The following is a 20,431-nucleotide window of genomic DNA, read 5'->3' as shown; positions in this document are numbered from 1 at the left end:
GCGGCCTTCTCCCCGGGGCCGCCACGGTCGGGGCAGCGTGGCTGCCCCGGCCATCTTTGCAACCAGCGCTCCAACATCATCGCCGCGTGGTGCTACGGCCCAGCAGCAACACCGCAAGGCCGGCCAGCAGCGCGGCGATGGCCGACGTCCACAGTGCACTGGCAAATCCGTGGCTGTAGATCGCCTGTGCGAAGGCGGCGGTGCGCGTATCGGCGAAGGCGCCGGTAGCGATCGCATCGGCCATGGGCAGTACGTCGCGCGGGAACCGCCGCGGACAGTGCGCTGCGGATGCCCAGGCTCAGGGCACTGGACAGTACGGTGAATCCGAGCAGGATGCCGACAAAGCGCGTGGTCGCGCTGATGCCTGAGGCCATGCCGGCGCTCTCGCGCGGTGCCGCGCCGATGATGGCTTTGGATGTCTCGCCATTGAGGATGCCGCCGCCGGCACCGATCACCACCATTGCGACGAGTGCCAGCCAAGGCAGGTGCTGCCACGCGGCCAGTCCGGCCACGGCATTGCCCGCGGCGGTGACCGACAGCCCGACCGCCAGCACCGCCGGACTGGTCAGATGGCGACCGAGCCGCCGGCCCACGCTGGGAAACAGCAGCATCGCCGCAGCGAACGGAAGCATGCCAGCACCGGCAGCCAGTACGCTCAGGCCGATGCCGTTCTGCAGGTACTGCGGCAGCATCGATGCCATCACCTGTGCGCTGACCGAATAGCCGACCATGGCAATGAGTGCACCGACGAAACGCGGACTGGCCAGCAGCCCGAGATCGACCATGGGATGTGACCGTGTCCGTTCAACGATGACGAAGGCAACTGCCATGATGATGGCCAGGCCCAGCCCAATCAGCGCCGGCGCCGATGTCCATCCTTCTGCCAGTCCTTCCACCAGGAAGAACACGATGCCGAAGATGGCAGCGCTGAACGTGATGATGCCGGGTGGATCGAGCGGGCGGACCACGCTGTCTGACGACTCGGGTATCCAGCGCAGCGTGCCGTAGCCGAGCAGGCCCAGGAACGGCAGGATCGCGACGAACACCGCGCGCCAGCCCCAGAGTGCGGACAGCACGCCGCCGATCAGCGGTGAGAGCACCATCATCACGCCCATGGCTGTGCCCCAGAACGCCCATGCAGTGTCCTTGGCGGCCCCCTCGTGGTACGTGTGGCCGATGATCGACAGCGAGGGTGCCAGCAGAAAGGCTGCACCAATGCCCTGCAGAGCGCGCCAGGTAGAGCAGGGCAGCACCGGGCGCCAGTGCGCAGAGCAGAGAGGTGAGGGCGAACAGGCTGATGCCGATCAGCAGCACCCGGCGGCGGCCGTAGCGGTCGGCGACAGCACCGGCGGGAAGCAGCAGTGAGGTGAAGGACAGGATGTAGGCACTGATCACCCACTCGATATCCGCGAATCCGGCGTGCAGGTCACGCGCGATGCTGGGCAATGCGACCGCGACGGCATTGGTCTCCAGCACGGTCATCGTGCAGCCCAGCGAGGCCACCAGCAGGACCGCGTCAGGCAGCGTGTGCCGTGCAGGCAAAGGGGGAGGAGAGGGCGGCACCGGTCACTCGCAGGAAGGGGAGGACGGCCATTCCATCAATGATCGGTGTTTGTTTCATTCTCGGTGTTTTCTGGTTACGTTAGCTTGAACCTAACGAAATGCCGCCCATGGAACGCCGTCACCTGGAGTACTTCGTCACCCTGGCCGAGGAGCTGCACTTCGGTCGTGCGGCTCTGCGCCTGGGAATTGCCACTCCCACGCTGAGCGTGCAGATCCAGGACATCGAGCGTCGGCTCGGCACGCGCCTGTTCGACCGCGGCCGGCGCGAGGTGCTGCTGACCTCGGCAGGCGAGGTGTTCCTCGCGGAAGCCCGCGATGTGCTGCGCCGGTTCGAACAGGCCGAAACCCTGGGCCGGCGCGCGGGGCGGGGTGAGATCGGCAAGATCGAGATCGGCTACGTCGGCTCGGCGCTGTATGCCGGAGCATTGCAGGATCAGCTCAGCCGGTTCCGCAGCCGCTACCCGGGCGTGGAACTGCAGGTGAGCGAATGGCCGATGGGCGAGCTCCCGCAGCTGCTGCAGGAAGGACGGGTGGATGTGGTGTTCTGCCGGCCTCCGATGGATGTGCCCGACAGTTTCGGCGAACACACCCTGGTCGAAGACCAGTTCTGCGTGGCCCTGCCGGAAACCCATCCGCTGGCGCAGGCCCGGTCGCCGGTTCAGCCGGCGTCATTGGCCCGGGAGGGTTTCGTCATGCCGGAGCAGCCGGTGGGCGCAATGGAAGTCGGGCGCCGCGGCGGGTTCATTCCACGTATCCGTTCCCAGCCCGGGCATCTGGCGGCGGTGTTGGCCGAGGTGTCGGTCGGCGTTGGTTCGGTGGCGATCGTGCCATCGGTACTGCAACGCACGCTGGTGCTGCCCGGAATGATCTATCTGCCACTGGCGGGCCCCACCATCGTCTCGACCATCGCTGTGCAGTACCGGCGGGCAGAGACTTCGCCCGTGGTGCGACGGCTGATCGAGCAGGTGAAGGAGACACCGTGCAGGCGCATCGACATGTTGCCCCTGGCCTGAGCGCCGCGCGGCAGGTGGACGATTGCTACACTGGTGCCACCTGCATTCGCATTCGATGGACACCATGAACAACGGGAACGGTCCGCAGACAGTTCGCTGAGCCGCAACAACGATGCAGACGTTGTTGCGGTGATCATCCCTGCGATGCACGCGAATTGGATGGATCACCGCCGGATTCACTCTGGGCGGAGACTCCCCATGTTCAATCGACAGGCCCCGCGTTGGGCCCACCCGCTGCCATCGGCCATTGTGCTGATGGCGCCGTTCGACCTCCTGGCCTCGCTGGCCATGGACATCTATCTTCCTGTGGTGCCGGTGATGCCGCAGGCATTGCAGACATCACCGACGCTGGTGCAGCTCACATTGAGCATCTACCTGCTGGTACTTGGCCTCGGCCAGTTGCTGTTCGGCCCGTTGTCCGACCGCATCGGGCGGCGGCCGGTCCTGTTGCTGGGGGCGTTGCTGTTCGCGCTTTCGTCGTTCGCGCTGGCCATGTCCAGCAGTGGCGCGGCATTCCTGGCCTGGCGAACCGTACAGGCGGTGGGGGCGTCGGCGGCACTGGTGGCGACCTTTGCCACGGTGCGTGATGTGTATGCTGATACAGCCGAAGGCGCGTCGCTGTACGGGCTGTTTGCCTCGATGCTGGCCTTCGTGCCGGCGCTGGGACCGATCCTCGGCGCGCTGCTGGCAGGCGCCTTCGGCTGGCGCGCGATCTTCGTTCTGCTCGGGGTACTGGGCATGATCGCCGGCATGGCGCGGTACGGCATTGGCAGGAAACCCGCCCGCAGTGCCGGGACGCGTCGCGACCCGCGCTACGACGCATCCTCGGCAGCGGCGCGTTCTGGGTCTATACGCTGGGCTTCAGTGCGGGCATGGGCACGTTCTTCGTGTTCTTCTCGGTCGCGCCCCGGCTGCTGGTCGGGCGCATGCAGTACTCGCCGCTGTCGTTCAGCCTGGCCTTCGCCACGGTGGCGCTGGTGATGATCGTCACGGCGCGGATGGCGAACGTGTGCATTGCCCGCTGGAACGTGCGCGGTACCTTCCTGCGTGGCCTGTGGGTGATGGTGGCCGGCGTACTGCTGATGGCGTTGGCCGCAGCGTGGCCTCCCTCGTTCGTCGGAGTGGTGCTGCCCATGTGGGGCATCGCGGTGGGGCTGGTGATGGTGGTTTCGGTGGCTGCAAGCGGCGCGCTGCGTGATTTCGCCGATGCGTCAGGTACGGCGGTGGCCCTGTACTACGCCGTGCAGAGCCTGATCGTGGCAGGCATCGGCACGCTGGTTACCCTCGTGCTGCCCGGCGATACCGTGTGGCCGCTGGTGGCCTATGGGTTGCTGTTGCCACTTGCCAGCCTGGCAGGTGCCGCCGCGCTGCGGCATCGCGCATAACGCTGGGTGGCGGGCAAAAAAGGGGGCGGCCGCAAGGCCGCCCCAACCCGTCAAGAGAGCACGTGTTTAGAAGCGCACAGACCAGCGTGCGGTGGCGCCATGGTCGCGGCTTTCACTGCCGAACTGGCCGCTGTAGCCCAGCTCCAGCTGCTGCCGCGGGGTCAGCCACGCTGCCAGGCCCAGCTCGGCCACGACGGCGTTGTCGGCAATCGGTGCGCCCTCGACTGCAAAGGTGGTGCTGCTGTTGGCGAAGGCCAGGTTGGCCACCTGGCTGCGGTCACCGAAGGCGCGGCGATAGCCCACGCCACCGCGCAGGTGCAGCCAGCTGTCCTGCTGGAACGATGCCTTCAGGCCCTTGTCGAAGCGCAGGCCAGCGGTGGCGATGGTGGTGCCGGTGTCGTCCACCTTGCCGTGCAGTGCGGCCGCGCCGCCACGCTCGTTGATCTGCTTCAGGTCCACTTCCACGCGGGCGACCTGCAGGTATGGCTCCAGCCCGCCTTCCGCATTGCCGAAGCGGTAGCCCGCTTCGATGAAGGCCTGGCGCGTACGTGCGTTGTAGCGCGCTGAGGCTGTCGCTGAAGCCGGCGAAGGCAACATCACGCGTGCTCTTCACTTCGTTGCGGCTCCATGCCACGCCACCACGCAGGCCGAAGCCGCCCCAGGTGTGGCTGGCATAGGCGCCGAAGTGCGTGTTGTCGATCTTCGACTTGGCACGACGCTCTTGCTGCTTCACGTCGGTGCGGCCTGTACCGGCCAGCACGCCGATCTGCCAGCCACCGAACTCGCGGTCGATGCCGACCAGCAGGCCGTTGCTGTTGGCGTCGGTGCGCGCGGTGTTGCTGTTGCCATCCAGCTTGCTGTTGCCGCCCAGTGCCTGCACCCAGGCGCCGGTGGCATCACCCGCATCGGCACCGGGTGCGGTGGCACCGGCACGACGTGACAGTGCGGCATCGCGCACATAGCGGCTGCCCTCGACCAGGGCCAGCGCCGTGGCCGGATGCAGCTCGCCGCTGAGGCCATCGAGCACGCCACCCACCTGTTGCGGGAACAGTTGGGTCAGCGGCTTGGGCAGGCCCTGGTTGATCGCCAGTCCATCGGCCACCGCCGCGGCCGCACGCTGGTTCGGCGTGGTGGCGGCGCTGGCGAGCGAGGCACCCCGAGCCACGTCGATGCGGGTGCCATTGGCGCCGTAGGCCAGGCTGAACTGCAGGAACGGCGAGAACGCGCTGAAGTCGGTTTTCGCGAACTGGCCGCTGACACCGCCGTCGGCGCGGATGAAATTGAACTGCTCGCCGAGGTAGTAGGTACCCGGCTCCGGCAGTGCGACCAGGGTGCCGCCGAGAGTGGCGGTGCCGGTTACATGCAACTGGTCACTGCGGCCGCCCGGGGCAAGTTCGGCGGCATAGACGCCGGTTGCGCCCTGCACGTAGTTGCCGTTGATGGTCAGCGTGCCGATCGAATTGCCGGGCGCGATGATGCCGTCCACACGGGTGTTGCCCAGCGTGCCGATGCCCTTCAGCAGGCCGTTGGCACCGACCGTGGTGGTGCCGCCGGTCTGCGTGCCGTTGAAGGACACCACGCCACCGTTGACCGTCAGGTTGCTGTCCTTCAGCAGGCCGCTGCTGCTGACCGTGCTCACGCCTCCGGTGGTGTTCAGGGCCGTGGAGACCAGCGAGCCGTTGAGCAGGAACTGGCCACCCTGGACCTCGACCGCTGACGTGAGTGTGTTGGTGCCGTTCAATTCCAGCGTGCCGTCCTGCAGCACTGCGCCGTTGAAGGTGTTGCCACCACTCAGGCGCAGCCAGCCGATGCCGGACTTGGTCAGCTTGCCGGGGCCGCCGATGTCGTTGGTCCAGTCATCCCAGGCATCGCCTTCCCACACCTTCAGGCCACCGGCCTTCTGGTTCATCACCACGTTGGTGTCCACGCGCAGCGAGCCGTAGCCTTCGATGGCCTTGCGCAGGTCGACCATGCCCCAGCCGTAGATCTCGTCGACGCCCGGTGCGCCAAGATCGCGCGCAGTGGTCAGCAGCACGTCGCGGACCTGTGCGCTATCGAGATAGGGGAAGCGCTCAAAAAGCAGCCCGAGAGCACCGGTAATGTGCGGGGCCGCCATGGACGTTCCGCTCTTCTCTCCATAGCCGTGCGTCGGCACGCGCTGAGTTACGTCAAGCGAGATGTTGCCATTCGCATCGGTGCGAATATCTGCCGTTGGCGGGGCAGAGGGGTCGTAGGTAGTTGAGTTGATGTCTGTCCCAGGCGCCGCAATGCACCAGTTGGCGCTCAGGCCACATTTGTTTGATCGATTGCTCAGCGTCAAGTCCTCCTGGACGTTGACCACGCTGAGCCAGTACCGCTCGATGTCGGGAAGGGCTCGCGGCAAGGTTGCATATATGCCGGCAATCGGACTTTCCTCAGGCGTGGGAATTTCCACATCAGTGTTGCCGGCTGCCCAGACCTGAATCATGCCCCTGGCGCGTGCGCCGTCCGCGAAGATGGAGAGTCTCTCAAGCCATTCGGGATCGCTGTATCGGCTATCAAATTCAGCTGCTGACTTGGGCTCTTCAGCCAATCCCCAGCTGTGATTGATCGCACGCACGCCCTGGGTATTCATCTGATCGTATAGATCGACAAGCGCCGAATTCTCTGGCCCTGTGGACTTAACCCGCGTATCAAGACCGAGTCCTTTGAGATAGATCTCGGTGACGCTGTTAAAGAACAATCTGGCGACGGTCAGATCTGCACCGAATCCCACGCCATGCATGCCTGCGCCATCCCGATTGGCAGCGATGGTGCCACCCACATGGGTGCCATGATCCTCATAGGATGCGTTTCGCAGGAGCTCGCTGATCTGCGGGTCGCGCAGAATCAGATCGGCAATGAACTTGGGCATCTTGGGATCAAGCGTATACCGCTGAACCTGCACCTCATCGCCAGCACTGGAGAAGCATGCATCCGGACCCGTCAATGCAGTCCTGTTCGTACACCGGCTGCCATCGCTCAACAGATCAGCAATAGTGACGCTGCGATGATTCTTGCCGGCGAATTCCGGGTGATCCAAGCCGGTGCCGCTATCGAACACCCCCAGCCGGACGCCAGTGGCGGTCAGCCCCCGCGCGTACGCAAATTGGGCATTCATTGCACCCAGACCCCAGTCGGCATTGAATTCGTCCGTGCGCCAGCTGGCCGGGTCACCCGGCTTACCGAGAATCGAAGTGGTGCTGGCTGCTGCTGCGGCTGCTGCAACCGGCAACTGAAGGGACGTGGAAGAGGGCGCCGACGTGGCAGGTTGCGCCCAGGCCGCCTGCAATTGTCGCTGTTGTTGCCAGGTGTCGAGTGATTCGCTGGCGATGGCGGGCGTAGCAGCCAGCAGCAGGGAACTGGCTACAGCCAGTGCGAGGCGGCTATGCATCGGAGAACGGGAGTGGGACGAACGGCCGTGCAGCGGGTGATTCATCGGACAACTTCCTTGGATGACGGACTACAAAGCCGTTAACGCCAAGGCACGGCGATACCCCCCAGCTATGTGGCAGGAATTTTATGAACACGTTAATTGGGCGTGACGCTGGCGTTCACTCCATCTCCCGGAGGCCTCGCTACCGTGGCCCGGCCTGGGCTCACCAGGCTTATCAAGGAGTGATGTCGATGCGTACTTTCAGGAAAATGATCGCGGGTGCGGTGTTCGCCTTGGCCTGCAGCGGTTCGGTTGCTGTGGCTGGGCCGATTCCGCCATGCGATCTTCCCTGTTGGAAGGCTTACCAGGCGTGTCTGTCCGGTGGCGTTGATGCGATGGAATGCCAGTACGAATACGATCGTTGCATCATGGATCGCTGCGGCGCTGTGTAAGCAGTGGCAATGCAGGATTGATGACGAGCCCCGTCCCTGACGGGGCTCTTCTGTTTCAGTGCCGCCCGCTTGCAGGCCATGCACGCAGCGGCGAGGATGGGGAATCGCATCGGAGCCGCCGCACATGGCCGTCAAACGTGTCGTCGCCAACATCGCCACGCCTGACCCTGCGCGTGCTGCAGCGTTTTATGGCGAGCTGCTGGGCATGCCGGTGGTGATGGACCACGGCTGGATCGTCACCCATGGCGGCGAGGGCAGCGCGCTGGCGCAGGTCAGCTTTGCCACTGAAGGGGGATCCGGCACGGCGGTGCCGGATCTGTCGATAGAAGTCGACAATCTGCAACAGGTACTGGAGCGCATGCGCGCGGCCGGCATCCCGCTGGAATATGGCCCCGCCGATGAGCCCTGGGGCGTGCGCCGCTTCTTCGTCCGTGACCCGTTCGGGCGGTTGTTGAACATCCTCGCCCACACCTGAGCGGCAGAAAGTCTGTCAGCGCCGTTTGGCACTGGTCGGTGGCACGCCGACCATGCGCAGGCAATCATCCACCACGGCGGCGATGAAGGCATCGGCATCCTGTGCGGGTGTGGCGATCAGGTCGTCGGTGGCGCCGTGCACGCCGGCATAGATCAACGAGGCGGTGACTTTGGGCGCTGGAAGCTGCCACAGAGCTGCGGCATTGCCTGCTTCGAGGATGCCCAGCAGTTGCTGCTGGATCGCATTGCGTTCGGCGTTGCCACGCTGGTGGTGATGATGGTTGGCGTACACCACGTCGTGCAGTGCATGGGTGCGCACATAAAGTTCGATGTTGGCGCGGATCCAGGCGCGCAGGCGCGCTACGCCATCGCTGGCCGGGTAATGCTGCACGGCGCGGTCGACGTCTTCCATGAAACGCCGGGTATAGCGCTGCGCCAGCGCCTGCAGAATCTCGGTGCGCGAGGCGAAATAGGTATAGAAGGTGCCCTTGGCAACGTCGGCTGCGGCGACGATGTCGCTGATGGTGGTGGCATCCACTCCCTTTGACAGGAACAGCGCCTGCGCGGCGTCCATCAGTTCTTCCTGGCGGGTTTCCGCAGGTTTGGTGCGTGGCCTGGCGACAGCTGGGGTCTGCATGTGGGAGGGATCCGGGTGCGACGGGAGCCATTCTAGCTTGCCTGTGGCATCGACTGACCGTCAGTCATTGACCGACGGTCAGTCAGTGGCTACGATGCGCACACATCCTTCCCCCGGGAACCGTACATGCGACGTTTCCAGCGGCCGGCCCTGTTGCTGGCGGCCTACCTCGGCACATTCCTCGCCTCGCTGGACATCAGCATCGTCAACGTCGCCCTGCCGACCCTGCAGCAGGCGTTGAATACCAACATGGCCGGCCTGCAGTGGGTGATCAATGCGTATGCAATCGCGCTTTCGGCGTTGATGCTGTCGGCGGGGCCGCTTGGGGACCGTTACGGTCATCGGCAGATGTGGCTGCTCAGCGTCGCCACCTTCACGCTGGGGTCGCTGCTGTGCGCCTGTGCCGGCAATCTTGCGACCCTGGTAGCCGGGCGTGCAGTGCAGGGCATCGCTGGCGCGTTGCTGATTCCCAGCGCGATGCCGATTCTCAGCCATGCATTCCCGGATCCGCGCCAGCGCGCGGGCGATCGGTGGCTGGTCGGCGTTCAGTGCGTTGGCCCTGGTGCTTGGGCCGTTGCTGGGTGGGGTGCTGGTACAGCGCGTCGGATGGCCCAGCATCTTCCTGATCAACCTGCCGTTGGGCCTGCTCGCGCTGGCGCTGGGCGCCTGGGGAATTCCGGAGCGGCGGCATCCGCAGCACGCTGCGCTGGACCCTGCCGGGCAGCTGCTCAGCGTCGTCGCGCTGGGTACGCTGAGCTATGGCCTGATCGCGATCGGCGCGCATGGCCTGCTGGCCCCGGTGACGCTGCTGGCGCTGGGCGTGGCAGCTGCCGGGTTGATCCTGTTCGGCATCGTCGAACGCCGGGTGGCACGCCCATTGCTGCCGCTGGACCTGTTTGCCGACCGCCGCTTCGGCATGTTCAACCTGGCCTCGTTCGTGCTGGGCTTCACTGCCTATGCCAGCCTGTTCTTCCTGTCGCTGTTCTTCCAGCAGGCACAGGGGCACAACGCTGCGCTGGCAGGCTCCCAGTTGGCCCCGCAGTTCCTGTTGATGGGTGCCGTCTCGCTGTTGTTCGGTCGTCTGGTCGCCCACCTCGGGCTGCACGCCGCGCTGGTGCTGGGCTATGCCCTGGCCGGGGCGGCGCTGTGCGCGATGGCCACGTTCGAACCGGCTACTTCGCACGCCTATTCCAGTGCTGTGCTGGTGCTGCTTGGCATTGGAATGGGGCTGGCAGTGCCGGCGACCGGCATGGCGGTCATGGCCAGCGCGCCGGTCGAGCGCGCGGGTATTGCCTCAGCCACGATGAACGCGTTACGTCAGGCAGGCATGAGCCTGGGCATCGCGCTGCTGGGCAGTCTGATGGGCCAGCGCGCCGTGCAGCAGTTCGCCGCGTCCGCGCAGGCGGCCGGGCAGCGGGAGCTGGCGGCACAGGCGCGCGAACTGATCCTGCAACCGGGCTCGATGCACGCCACGCCGCAGATGCTGACGTGGTATCGCAGTGCGATGGCCAGTGGTTTCGGATGGGCGATGGCTGTGGCCGGTGCGCTGGCCCTGCTTGCGGCGCTCGGGCTGTATCGGCAGCGCGCACAGGCCTGACGCGCTGCATTCAGCCCTGCTGGCGTTGCGGACCCGCTGCCGTGCGTTCGATCTCCTGAGGCTGTTGTTGCTGCTGGCGCGCATTGGCGTGGCGAGCGTGTCCACCTTCACGACCGATCTCGGCCATGTGCTGGCGGTTGCGGCTGATCGCCTCGCCGCCTTTGCGGCCTGCGACACGTGCCTCGGCCGGACTGAATTCATGCGCGTTGCCGGAGGCATGTGCGGCGCGCCCGCCCTTGGCAGCGATCGCGCGCTGCTTTTCCTGGTCCATTGATGCGAAACCCCGGTTGGAGCTGCGCGGGTTCTGCTCAGTCATGTGAAATCTCCTGCGGTGTGGGCGTCGCCTTCGTAGACGACGGCATCCATGCTTGGCCATCGCACGCTAAGTCCAGGTCGCCATCTTGGCCCTGGTTTTCACGCGCCCTGCGCACGGGGCTGTTCAGGCAGCCATTCAGGCGGGCGCTGACTTCGCTGCCGCCAGTGCCATGCCACTGACCACCGACCCGATCGTCTCTACGTCTGCCAAGGGAGCTCCCTGGTTCAGTCGCGCCTGCAGAGCTCCGTGGGAGACGGCGAAGACGATCGCTTGGCCGAGCAGGGCGTGGGTACGCAGCACCGTCTCGGCGCTGGATGGTTCGCTGCCGCGCAGGCACGCTACGCACGCGGCCAACGTGGAGTGCAGGGGTTCGAACAGCGTACGGTGGGCACTGGCGAACGCCGCCGTCGGTTGGATCTGTTCGCGCGCCAACAGCAGCGTGCGTGGACCTGCATCCGGCGCCAAAAGCAAGGCATGGACGAATGCCCGCATCAACTGCTGCAGCTGCTGCGCGGCCTGCCGCGCGCCGTTGGGTGGCGTTGCCGGCAGCGGCAATCGCTCGGCAATGGCTTGAGCGCAGCGCTGCAGTACGGCGGCATACAGTTCCTGCTTGCCACCGAAGTGATAGGGAATGGCTGACTGGCTGCAGCCGGCCATGTCCACCAGCTGGCGGGTACGCACACCCTCCACGCCGAACGCGCTGAACAGCTGCAGCCCCGCGTGCAGCAGTCGGGCTCGGGTCTGCCCGCTGCGCGTCTCGGCCGCGCGCCGCCGTGCCGGTGTCTGCAGATGGGCGATGAACTCAGGCATCGGCCTGCATCAGCCGTGTCGAGTTTTCATTGAGCGCGGTACCCGCGTCCGCGCCGACGATGACCGTACCGCCGATGTTGGCCATGTGCCGGCCGAATGCACAGTTCGGTTCGAAGGCGAAGCACATGCCGGCCTGGAGGGGCAGTTCGCGCCCGACAGTCGGCAGCGGCGCGATGTGCGCATAGCGCGCGGCCTCCGGCAGCGCTTCGATGCCCGGTGCACGGCCGAAGCCAATCGGTCCATAGGGGTTGAGGCTGTGGACCAACGGATGCACGTGCCAGCCGCCCGCCTCCAGCAGGGGCGCTTCCATCGCGTCGACGACATCGCCGAAGGTATTGCCCACGCGCAGTGCGGACAGGCCTGCTTCGTAGCTGCTGCGGGCGACGGCAGCGGCGCGATGGATGTCGTCGTGCACCTCGCCAATGGCAACCGCGGCCTGATGCTGGGTTTCCATCAGCCCGTACAGTGCGAAGATCTCCGACAGCACCAGGTCACCATCGCGCAGAATGCGCGGCGGCTGCGCACGATACTGCCAGGCGGGTGGTCCCCAGCCCACATACTCGGGACCCGAGCCGAGCAACACCTCGGCGGTATAGCCCCCCAGCGAGAAACAGGCGGCGGTCACTGCGGCAACCAGTTCGGCTTCCGAAACACCGGGGCGAGCAGTGGCACGCAGCGCCTCGCTCATGGATTCACCGATCCAGGCGGCATGCGCAATCAGCGCCAGTTCCTCCTGGCTCTTTACCGAGGCGCGCTGGAAGAACGCACGATATACCGGTACGAATTCCGCGTTCGGCACCGCCGCCTGCATGCCCTGCAGGGTGCGCGCGGGCATCGCGCCGTCGAAGTAGAACGGTGGATAGGGCTCCAGCCCCAGCACGCCGATACGTGCCGTGTGCAGGCCACATTGCTGCAGCCAGCGGCCAACCTCCAGACCGGATTTTCCAACCCACAGCTGTTCGGGTGCGATCCACTGCAGGTCGCCGCGCAGGCAGGCCTGCAGGTGGTCGGCAATCATCAGCGAGGCAAAGGTGAACACCCGTGGCGGCTGGTCGCCGACGAACACCACGATCGAGCCGGGCCGGTCATTGGTGAAGTAGCAGTCCGGCGAGAACCCGGCCGGTGCGGCGGCTTCCCGGTCGCCATGCACAACCAGGGCATCGAGGCGTTCACTGGCCATGAGGTCGCGGGCCAGGGCCCAGCGGCGGTCGCGTTCCATCAGGCTGAGCGGTGCGGGCGGCGTGCGCATGAGGAGTATTCCAGGGGAAGGAGCGCGCAGGCTCGATCACGCAGTTGAATGAATCAACCGCTTGAATCGGCATTGCACGTGCGCTGCTGCGGGGGCAGCTGAAGTCGGCGATTGCGCAGTGTTGTCGATGATCGTGATGGGGCCACCGTCGCTGTTGATAGGATGCGCAACAACGCCACTCGCCTGGCCACGACAGGGACGTAGAACATGAACAGGATTGGATTGATCGCAGTGCTGGCCTGTACCGCTCCCGTCCACGCAGCCAGCCCTCTGTTGTCCGGCAGCTTCGTCCACGTTGGCTACTCGGGCAGCGACGAACAACTTCCGGCCGCGCAGTTGCCGCTGTTCCTGGATGAACTGCAGGACCTGGGCAACGACACGATCATCCTCGGTCAGGTGCGTGCCACCCGTGCCGGCGTCGGCTGCGCCAGCGGCGTGCAGGATTTCGAATGGATTGCCGGCTTTCCCGGCAAGCTCGGCACCGTGCTCGATGCGGCGGCCGCGCGCGGCATGAAGGTCGTGGTCGGCACCACCTACAGCTCGGGGCAGTGCGCCACCTTCTGGCAGGGGCAGAACGCAACGGCCGTGGCACAGGATGCGGCGCAGTCGCTGGCCCAGCTGGGCCAACAGTACGGATCGCATCCGGCGTTCGCTGGCTGGTACATCACCGACGAGCCAGCACAGGTGCCGGCTGATCGCGCCGTTCTACCGTGCGATCGTGACGGCGCTCAAAGGCAGTACACCCTCGCGGCCGGTGATGGTGGCCCCCTACCTGGTGTCATCCAGCGTGGATCCGGCCAGCGTGGGCCGGGCTGCTGCACAGTTCCGTACGGCCACCGGCGTGGATGTGCAGATCTGGCAGGACGGCATCGGCGCCGCCTCGCATGCACGCCTGTTCCAGTGGGATCGCCCAGGTCATTCCACCGAGGCGTATTACGAGGCGCTGTCGGCGGCGCTGGGGGCCAGCGGCCTGTGGGCCGACATCGAACTGTTCAACCATGGCAGTCCCTTGTTCCTGGAAACCGGCAACGGATTGTCCGGTGCCTATCGCTCCGCGTCGGTGCAGCGCATCAACCAGCAGTTGTGGAGCGCGCGTTTGGCCGGCAAGCGCGTTGCCTGGCTCAACCAGTACCACATGTCCGAGGTGGTCGGCCCCGGCCAGGGCTATGCCGAATCTCCGCGGTTGATGAACACCTATCGCGGGCTGTATGGGCTCGGTGCGTCCTACAGTGTCGATCCCGTGCAGACCACCTACAGCTACAGCGTGGCGCCGGATGCAAACTATCCCGACAGCACCGGGCATGAACTGTTCGATCGCCGGGTGGGGGATCCGCGCAACCCGATGGATGCCGGCTGGGTAGGCGTGCATGGCAACGCCAGCATCACCATCGACCTGGGCCAGCGCCGGCGGGTGGACTGGATCGGCCTGCATACGATGACCCGCCCGGCGTGGGGCATCGTCACGCCGACAGCTGTGGAGGTGATGTGTGCCGAGCCGGGCGCCGCTGCGGTGAAGATCGGTGTGCTGTCGGCGCCATTCCCCCAAGCCGGACTGAGCGGTTCGACCGAAGAGGAATACGTGCTGGGCAACGCCGCGCCGCTGGCCGCGCAGTGCCGCACGCTGGAGCTGCGGTTGGCCAATGGCAGCTGGACGTTCCTCAGTGAAATCGAGATGGCGGCCGAGCAGTAAGCGCCTCAGCGTTGGGGCGTGCCACGCAGTCGCTGCGCCAACGGCCGCTGTTCAAGCGCCTGCAGTGCCTCGCGCAGCACCTGCTCCAATGACTGTCCAAGATCGGCATCGAGGCTGCGCGCCGCGCGTGCCGTGGCCCGCCACTGCGCCTGCAGCGCCGGCAATGCCTGCAACGCGCGCGGGCTCATCTGCAGGATGCGCTCGCGGCTGTCTTCACCGACCGCAGCGTGCAGCCAGCCGTCGCGCACCATTGCTGAAACCGTCTGGCTGAGCGCCGAATGGCTGAGCCCGCAGGCCAGTGCGAGATCCTTGATGCGGCAGGGTCCCTGCGCCATCAGCGTGCGCAGCACCGGGGTGTAGCGCGGCCGGTAGTCCAGCTTCAGGTCGCGGTAGGCCTGCTCGACCGCCGGGTCCAGCTGGTCGAGCAGGGCCCGCAGCAGTGTTCCCAGGGTGGCATGTTGGAGATCCATGGTGGCGATGATATATAAGCACTTACATATCATCAACATGGGGTGCGGTCATGGCGGTTTCGTGGATGCTGGGCGCGCTGCTGGCGGCGTCCTGCCCGGCCCAGGACGCGGTGCTGCAGGCGGCGGCCACGGCGATAGAGGCGCAGTACCTGGACGTGGCCGAAGGCGCGCACTTGCCGAGGCCGTGCGCGGCTGGTCCACCCAGCAGCGCTATGTGGACAGCTGCGCGGACCCCAAGGCGTTCAGCGCACGCTTGAACCAGGATCTGGACGTGTTCGATGGCCACTTCCATGTCGAGCGGGTGGATGCCCGCGCCGGCCAGGACGACTGGCTGATGGCCTGGCGCGCGGATGCGCGCAGCAATGGTGCGGGCGTGCGCGAGGTGCGGGTGCTGGAAGGCAACATCGGTTACCTGCGCCTGAGCACCTTCTATCCGCTCGATCTGGCCCGGCCGAAGCTGGCCGCAGCCTTCACCCTGCTGGCCGACTCCGACGGCCTGGTGCTGGACCTGCGCCAGAACGGTGGTGGCGATGACGGCAGTGCGGACCTGCTGGTGCGGACCCTGGTGGCGGCGGAGATCACCCAGGTGCAGTCACTGCAACGCCGTGGCCAGCGCAGTCCGGTACCGTTGCCACCGGCGAGCCTGGGGCTGTACCTGAAGCCGCTGGTGGTGCTGATCGACCGCCGCACCGGGTCGGCCGCCGAATTCGTCGCGTACTCGCTGCAGGCGCAGGGGCGGGCACGTGTCGTTGGTAGTCGAAGTGGCGGTGCGGCACATATGTTCGATGATCCTGTGCTATTGCCGGATGGCTATCAGATCAGCATTCCCGACCGGCAGCCGATCAACCTCCGTACCGGAACCAACTGGGAACGCACCGGCGTCACGCCTGATGCAGCAGGCGGTGACGATCCGCTGTTCGTCGCCCGGCAGCTGCTGGCCCGATCGGCATCGCCAGAATGAACGCACAATTGCAACCGCGCCCTATCGCAGACGACATGCAGCGTGCCTAGAATCGATGCATCCCGGTAGTTCCCGGGCGCTTCGAGTGAATGGACTCAATGAAGATTCTGTTGACCGGCAGTTCCGGGCGGATCGGGCGTGCGATCTTCGGCGCGCTGGCGGCGGCCCACGAAGTGGTGGGGCTGGATCGCAGCCCATTCGCCACCACCCGCATCATTGCCGATGTCACCGATCGTCAGGCCGTGAAGCGGGCAGTGCAGGGCGTCGACGCGGTGATCCATACCGCCGCCCTGCACGCACCCCATGTCGGCCTGGTGCCGGATGCGGTATTCCAGCAGATCAATGTGGAGGCGACCGCACACCTGTTGCAGGCTGCCCGCGAGGCCGGTGCACGCCGCTTCGTGCTGACCAGCACCACGGCGCTGTATGGCCATGCGGTGGTGGCGGGCGGTTGCCGCTGGATCGATGAAGATACCGAGCCGCTGCCACGCACCATCTACCATCGCAGCAAGCTGCAGGCCGAGGCATTGGCTGAAGCCGCTGCGGCGCCGGGCTTCAGCGTGCGCGTGCTGCGCATGGCCCGCTGTTTCCCCGAGCCACCGGAGCGGATGGCGATGTTCCGCCTGCACCGCGGCATCGACGCGCGCGACGTGGCCAGCGCACATGCCGCGCTGCTGCACGATGAGGGCGCTGCCTTCGCACGCTACATTGCCTGCGCACCGACGCCGTTCCTGCGCGAGGATTGCCTGGAACTGGCGACCCAGCCGCGCAGGGTGCTGGCCCGCCGCGCCCCGCAGTTGCTGGCCGAGTTCGAGCGCCGTGGCTGGCCGCTGCCGCTGAGCATTGACCGCGTCTACGACAGTGCACTGATGCGCAGCACACTGGGCTGGCAGCCGCGCTTCGGCCCGGACGACGTGCTGCAGCAGTACGCGGTTGGCAGCATCGAGGTGCTGCCGCGGGCCGAATGGATCAAGGACCGCGTGGCCGAATAGGGCGGCAGCGGGGCGGGTTCCTGACCCGACCCTGAGCAGGTTCAGGAATGTGCAGATGGACCGCCTCAACCTCGTTCGCAGGCGGCCGCTAACCCGGTGCGCTTCCAGCGCCGGGCGTGTCCCGGCGGCCGGTGGCCTGCGCGACGGATCGCGCACCTGCGCGGTGCCCTCGCGGTGCCGGTCGTCCTGAACTGCCTTGCGGACCCTTCCATGCCTTCTCCCCGTTCCGCCGCTGCCCGCCGCCCGGGCAGCATCGCCCACAAGCTGATGCTGGGCACCGCTGCGATCGCGCTGCTGTGCTTCGGCCTGACTGCGTTCCTGATCTACCGCCAGGCCAGCGCCAGCCTGATCGACGCCTCGCGCCAGACCATGGCCAGCGAAGCCACCGCCGAAGCCCGCCAGGTCGCGGCCGATCTGGGCACCGCCTTTGCCAGCAACGACGCCATGGTCGAGGCCGTGCTCGCCCAGCGCGGCGCGGCGATGTTCCGGACCGTGCCAGCCTGGCTGCCGTGCTGGGCGAGCAGCTGCGCACCCACCCCGAGTGGCTGGGCAAGAGCACCATGTGGGAGGCCGACGCCTTCGATGGCAAGGATGCCGAGTTCGTCAACACCGAAGCGCACGATGCCACCGGTCGTTACATGAGCTACTGGGCCTGGCACGACGGCAGGCCGCAGCAGTCGACGATGACCGACTACACCGAGACGGCCAGTGGCTCCGGTGACTGGTACATGGTGCCCAGCCGCGACAAGCTGGCGAAGGTAAGCGAGCCCTATGCCTACGACATCGGTGGCCAGCAGGTGCTGATGAGCACGCTGAGCACGCCGATCATCGAAAACGGCCGGTTCCTCGGTGTATTCACTGTGGACTTCTCGCTGGCGGCACTGCAGAAGCACCTGGCCACGCTCAAGCCGATGGGCGCCGGGCGCGTCGAACTGCTCTCGCCGAATGGCGTGGTGCTGGCCTCGGCCAATGCCGCCGAAATCGGCAAGCCACGTGGCGACGCATTGACCCGCAGCATGCTGGCAGACATCGCCGCCGACCGCCGGTTCGAAGCCTTCACTCCGGATGCCGCCGGCAACGTGCGCGTATACGTGCCGCTGCGTGTGGGCGATGCGCCGCAGCGCTTTGCACTGGGTGTGGTGATGCCGCACGCGGTGATCGTGGCCGAGGCGCGCCAACTGCTGTGGCTGACCCTGCTGGTTGGCGTGGTGGCCGCGCTGACGCTGAGTGCCGGTGTCTATGTGCTGCTGCGCCGGCTGGCGATCCGCCCACTGGCCGAAGCCGTGCGCGTGGCCGGCGACGTCGCCGCGGGCAAGCTGGACAGCACCCTGCCGGCACGCAGCAACGACGAAGTGGGCCGCCTGCTGGACGCGATGCAGGGCATGCGGGGGCAGCTGCAGTCGGTGATGGCGGCGCAGGCGGAAATGGCGCGTCGCCATGACGCCGGTGAAATCAGCTACCGCATGGACGCCTCGGCGTTCCCTGGTGAGTACGGTCGGATGGTGGCTGACAGCAACCAGCTGGTGGCCTCCAGCAACGCCGTCACCCAGCGCCTGGTCGACGTGATGCAACGCTATGCGGTGGGTGACCTGAGCGTGGACATGGAAGCGCTGCCGGGCGAGAAGGCAGTGTTCACCGCTGCAATGGCCACCACCAAGAACAACCTGGCGGCGATCAACGATCAGATCCAGCAGCTGGCCGCTGCCGCCGCCGCCGGCGATTTTGCGGTGCGCGGCGACACGCTGCGTTTCGACCACGACTTCCGCCGCATGGTGGAAACCCTCAACACCATGATGCAGGTCAGCGACCACAACCTGGCCGAGCTGTCGACGCTGCTGCGCGCGATTGCCGCAGGCGACCTCAGCGCGCGCATGCAGGGCGACTTCCACGGCGTGTTCGCGGTGATGCGCGACGATGCCAACAGCACCGTGCAGCAGCTGACACAGATCGTTGGCCAGATCCAGCAGTCGGCGGCCAGCATCCGCCTGGCGGCGGGTGAGATCGCCGCCGGCAACAGTGACCTGTCGCGCCGCACCGAGCAGCAGGCGGCGAACCTGGAAGAGACCGCGGCCTCGATGGAAGAGCTGACCTCCACGGTGCGCCAGAATGCCGACCACGCGCTGCAGGCCAACACCTTGGCCGGCTCCGCGGCGGGCGTGGCCAGCGAAGGCGGGCAGGTGGTCAGCCAGGTGGTGCAGACCATGGAACAGATCGAGGCCTCCTCGCAGCGCATTGCCGAGATCATTTCGGTAATCGATGGCATCGCGTTCCAGACCAACATCCTGGCGTTGAACGCGGCGGTGGAAGCGGCGCGTGCCGGCGAACAGGGCCGCGGATTCGCCGTGGTCGCCAGCGAAGTGCGTGCGCTGGCCCAGCGCTCGGCAGGCGCGGCCAAGGAGATCAAGGAGCTGATCGACGCCTCGGTGGCGCAGGTTGGTGCCGGTGCGCAGCTGGTGCACGGCGCGGGCCGCACCATGCAGGAAATCGTCGGCCAGGTCGGCCGAGTGAACGAGATCATGGCCGAGATCTCGGCAGCCTCGCGCGAGCAGTCGGCGGGCATCGAGCAGGTCAACCAGACCGTGGTGCAGATGGACGAGACCACCCAGCAGAACGCCGCACTGGTGGAAGAGGCCAGTGCCGCCGCGCGTGCGATGGAAGAACAGGCCGAGCAGCTGGCGGTGGCGGTCTCGCGCTTCCGCCTGCAGGCCGAGCCGGTGGCTACGGTCCGCCGCGCGGCCTGATCCCGTTGCGCGCACATGAAGACGCCCGGCCAAGGCCGGGCGTCTTCATTTCTGCTTGATGCTATGCCAGGCCGGAGTGCGGCGGCAGCATCGCGTCAGAACATGCCTTCGAAGGGATTCCAGCTGGCTTTGCCCTTCACCTGCTCCAGGTAGTAGCTGTAGTTGGTGCTGGCGGCAACCAGGAAGTTCATGGCGATGAACAGCGGGCGCGCGATGATGTCCGGCAGGAACAGGGACACGATGCCCAGCACGAGGCCGATGCCGATCACCACCAGCGCCTTGCGCCACATGCCCAGAATGAACAGGTAGATGAAGCCGAAGAAGAAGGCGAAGAAGTTGATGTTGATCTTGAGGCGGTCGCCGAAGGACAGCGCCTTCCAGGCTTCCTTGAAGCGCGGCTCCTTCGGAGCGCCGTGCTGCTGGAAGAAATTGAAGCGGAACTGCCACTTCGGGCTGAAGCGGGAGAGGTCGACGGTGTTCATTGACGATTACGTCCTTGTAGGAAAACGGTTACATGATACGAGGCCGACGGTTCAGGAAACTACCCTCAACCGTCAAAAATGTGACGCGCCCGGCATGTGCAGGCCTGCGGCGGGGCGCCGCACCGTCACCCATCCGCCTTGTTTTTAGGATAGGGTGCGCAGTTCCGCTGCCGCCCCAGCTGAACCCGGGCGGCGGCGGGATGTC

General features: G+C 66.3%; 11 protein-coding genes and 7 pseudogenes. 10 read left to right on the top strand and 8 right to left on the bottom strand.

Annotated elements, in window-relative coordinates:
- Positions 1-92 precede the first annotated feature (92 nt).
- Positions 93-1,482: pseudogene (locus tag ACZK2V_RS20330) on the bottom strand (MFS transporter).
- 188 nt (positions 1,483-1,670) lie between these two features.
- Here ACZK2V_RS20330 and ACZK2V_RS20325 point away from each other — a divergent pair.
- Positions 1,671-2,576 (top strand): LysR family transcriptional regulator, encoded by a 906-nt coding sequence (locus ACZK2V_RS20325; RefSeq protein WP_032128595.1) that lies wholly within the window; start codon positions 1,671-1,673, stop codon positions 2,574-2,576.
- Between the two features lie 198 nt (positions 2,577-2,774).
- A pseudogene (cml, locus tag ACZK2V_RS20320) lies at positions 2,775-3,961 on the top strand (CmlA/FloR family chloramphenicol efflux MFS transporter).
- A gap of 66 nt (positions 3,962-4,027) precedes the next feature.
- Here cml and ACZK2V_RS20315 read toward each other — a convergent pair.
- Positions 4,028-7,418: pseudogene (locus tag ACZK2V_RS20315) on the bottom strand (autotransporter domain-containing protein).
- 188 nt (positions 7,419-7,606) lie between these two features.
- Between ACZK2V_RS20315 and ACZK2V_RS20310 the strand changes: the two are divergent.
- A complete protein-coding gene (locus ACZK2V_RS20310; RefSeq protein WP_080291777.1) occupies positions 7,607-7,807 on the top strand; it encodes a hypothetical protein in 201 nt (66 codons plus the stop codon).
- Between the two features lie 124 nt (positions 7,808-7,931).
- Complete coding sequence (locus ACZK2V_RS20305) at positions 7,932-8,282, top strand: VOC family protein (protein ID WP_032128579.1); 351 nt, start codon at positions 7,932-7,934, stop codon at positions 8,280-8,282.
- Between the two features lie 15 nt (positions 8,283-8,297).
- Here ACZK2V_RS20305 and ACZK2V_RS20300 read toward each other — a convergent pair whose 3' ends face one another.
- A complete protein-coding gene (locus tag ACZK2V_RS20300; protein WP_032128580.1) occupies positions 8,298-8,918 on the bottom strand; it encodes a TetR/AcrR family transcriptional regulator in 621 nt (206 codons plus the stop codon).
- Positions 8,919-9,044: 126 nt separating this feature from the next.
- Between ACZK2V_RS20300 and ACZK2V_RS20295 the strand changes: the two are divergent.
- Positions 9,045-10,515 (top strand): annotated as a pseudogene (locus ACZK2V_RS20295) (MFS transporter).
- Positions 10,516-10,525: 10 nt separating this feature from the next.
- Here the strand turns inward: ACZK2V_RS20295 and ACZK2V_RS20290 are convergent.
- The 3 genes from ACZK2V_RS20290 to ACZK2V_RS20280 form a co-directional block, all read right to left on the bottom strand.
- Positions 10,526-10,831 carry a KGG domain-containing protein gene (locus ACZK2V_RS20290; protein WP_032128582.1) on the bottom strand — a complete coding sequence of 102 codons (306 nt, stop codon included), beginning with the start codon at positions 10,829-10,831 and terminating at the stop codon, positions 10,526-10,528.
- A 135-nt stretch (positions 10,832-10,966) separates the two neighbouring features.
- A complete protein-coding gene (locus ACZK2V_RS20285; protein ID WP_486322730.1) occupies positions 10,967-11,641 on the bottom strand; it encodes a CerR family C-terminal domain-containing protein in 675 nt (224 codons plus the stop codon).
- Positions 11,634-12,890 (bottom strand): M24 family metallopeptidase, encoded by a 1,257-nt coding sequence (locus tag ACZK2V_RS20280; protein ID WP_049423757.1) that lies wholly within the window; start codon positions 12,888-12,890, stop codon positions 11,634-11,636. The genes ACZK2V_RS20285 and ACZK2V_RS20280 overlap by 8 nt, the downstream gene beginning before the upstream one ends.
- A 207-nt stretch (positions 12,891-13,097) precedes the next feature.
- On the opposite strand from ACZK2V_RS20280, the pseudogene ACZK2V_RS20275 reads away from it, so the two are divergent.
- A pseudogene (locus ACZK2V_RS20275) lies at positions 13,098-13,517 on the top strand (alpha-amylase family protein); the annotation flags it as partial.
- 91 nt (positions 13,518-13,608) lie between these two features.
- Positions 13,609-14,580, top strand: a complete 972-nt coding sequence (locus tag ACZK2V_RS20270) for a hypothetical protein (protein ID WP_486322729.1) — start codon at positions 13,609-13,611, stop codon at positions 14,578-14,580.
- Between the two features lie 5 nt (positions 14,581-14,585).
- Here the strand turns inward: ACZK2V_RS20270 and ACZK2V_RS20265 are convergent, their stop codons facing one another.
- Positions 14,586-15,050 (bottom strand): MarR family winged helix-turn-helix transcriptional regulator, encoded by a 465-nt coding sequence (locus ACZK2V_RS20265; RefSeq protein ID WP_486322728.1) that lies wholly within the window; start codon positions 15,048-15,050, stop codon positions 14,586-14,588.
- A gap of 50 nt (positions 15,051-15,100) precedes the next feature.
- On the opposite strand from ACZK2V_RS20265, the pseudogene ACZK2V_RS20260 reads away from it, so the two are divergent.
- The 3 genes and pseudogenes from ACZK2V_RS20260 to ACZK2V_RS20250 all read left to right on the top strand — a co-directional run bounded on the left by ACZK2V_RS20260 (position 15,101) and on the right by ACZK2V_RS20250 (position 19,744).
- Positions 15,101-16,011 (top strand): annotated as a pseudogene (locus ACZK2V_RS20260) (S41 family peptidase).
- Between the two features lie 98 nt (positions 16,012-16,109).
- Positions 16,110-17,003 carry an NAD-dependent epimerase/dehydratase family protein gene (locus ACZK2V_RS20255; protein ID WP_049401072.1) on the top strand — a complete coding sequence of 298 codons (894 nt, stop codon included), beginning with the start codon at positions 16,110-16,112 and terminating at the stop codon, positions 17,001-17,003.
- A gap of 210 nt (positions 17,004-17,213) precedes the next feature.
- Positions 17,214-19,744: pseudogene (locus ACZK2V_RS20250) on the top strand (methyl-accepting chemotaxis protein).
- Between the two features lie 95 nt (positions 19,745-19,839).
- On the opposite strand, the gene ACZK2V_RS20245 reads toward ACZK2V_RS20250, so the two are convergent.
- Entirely contained in the window at positions 19,840-20,226 is a 387-nt protein-coding gene (locus tag ACZK2V_RS20245) for a DUF2628 domain-containing protein (RefSeq protein WP_049423770.1), read from the bottom strand.
- Positions 20,227-20,431 lie beyond the last annotated feature (205 nt).

It is taken from the genome of Stenotrophomonas sp. 93052_Sma, from assembly GCF_056481145.1.
This window is presented reverse-complemented; position numbering and strand designations above follow the sequence as displayed.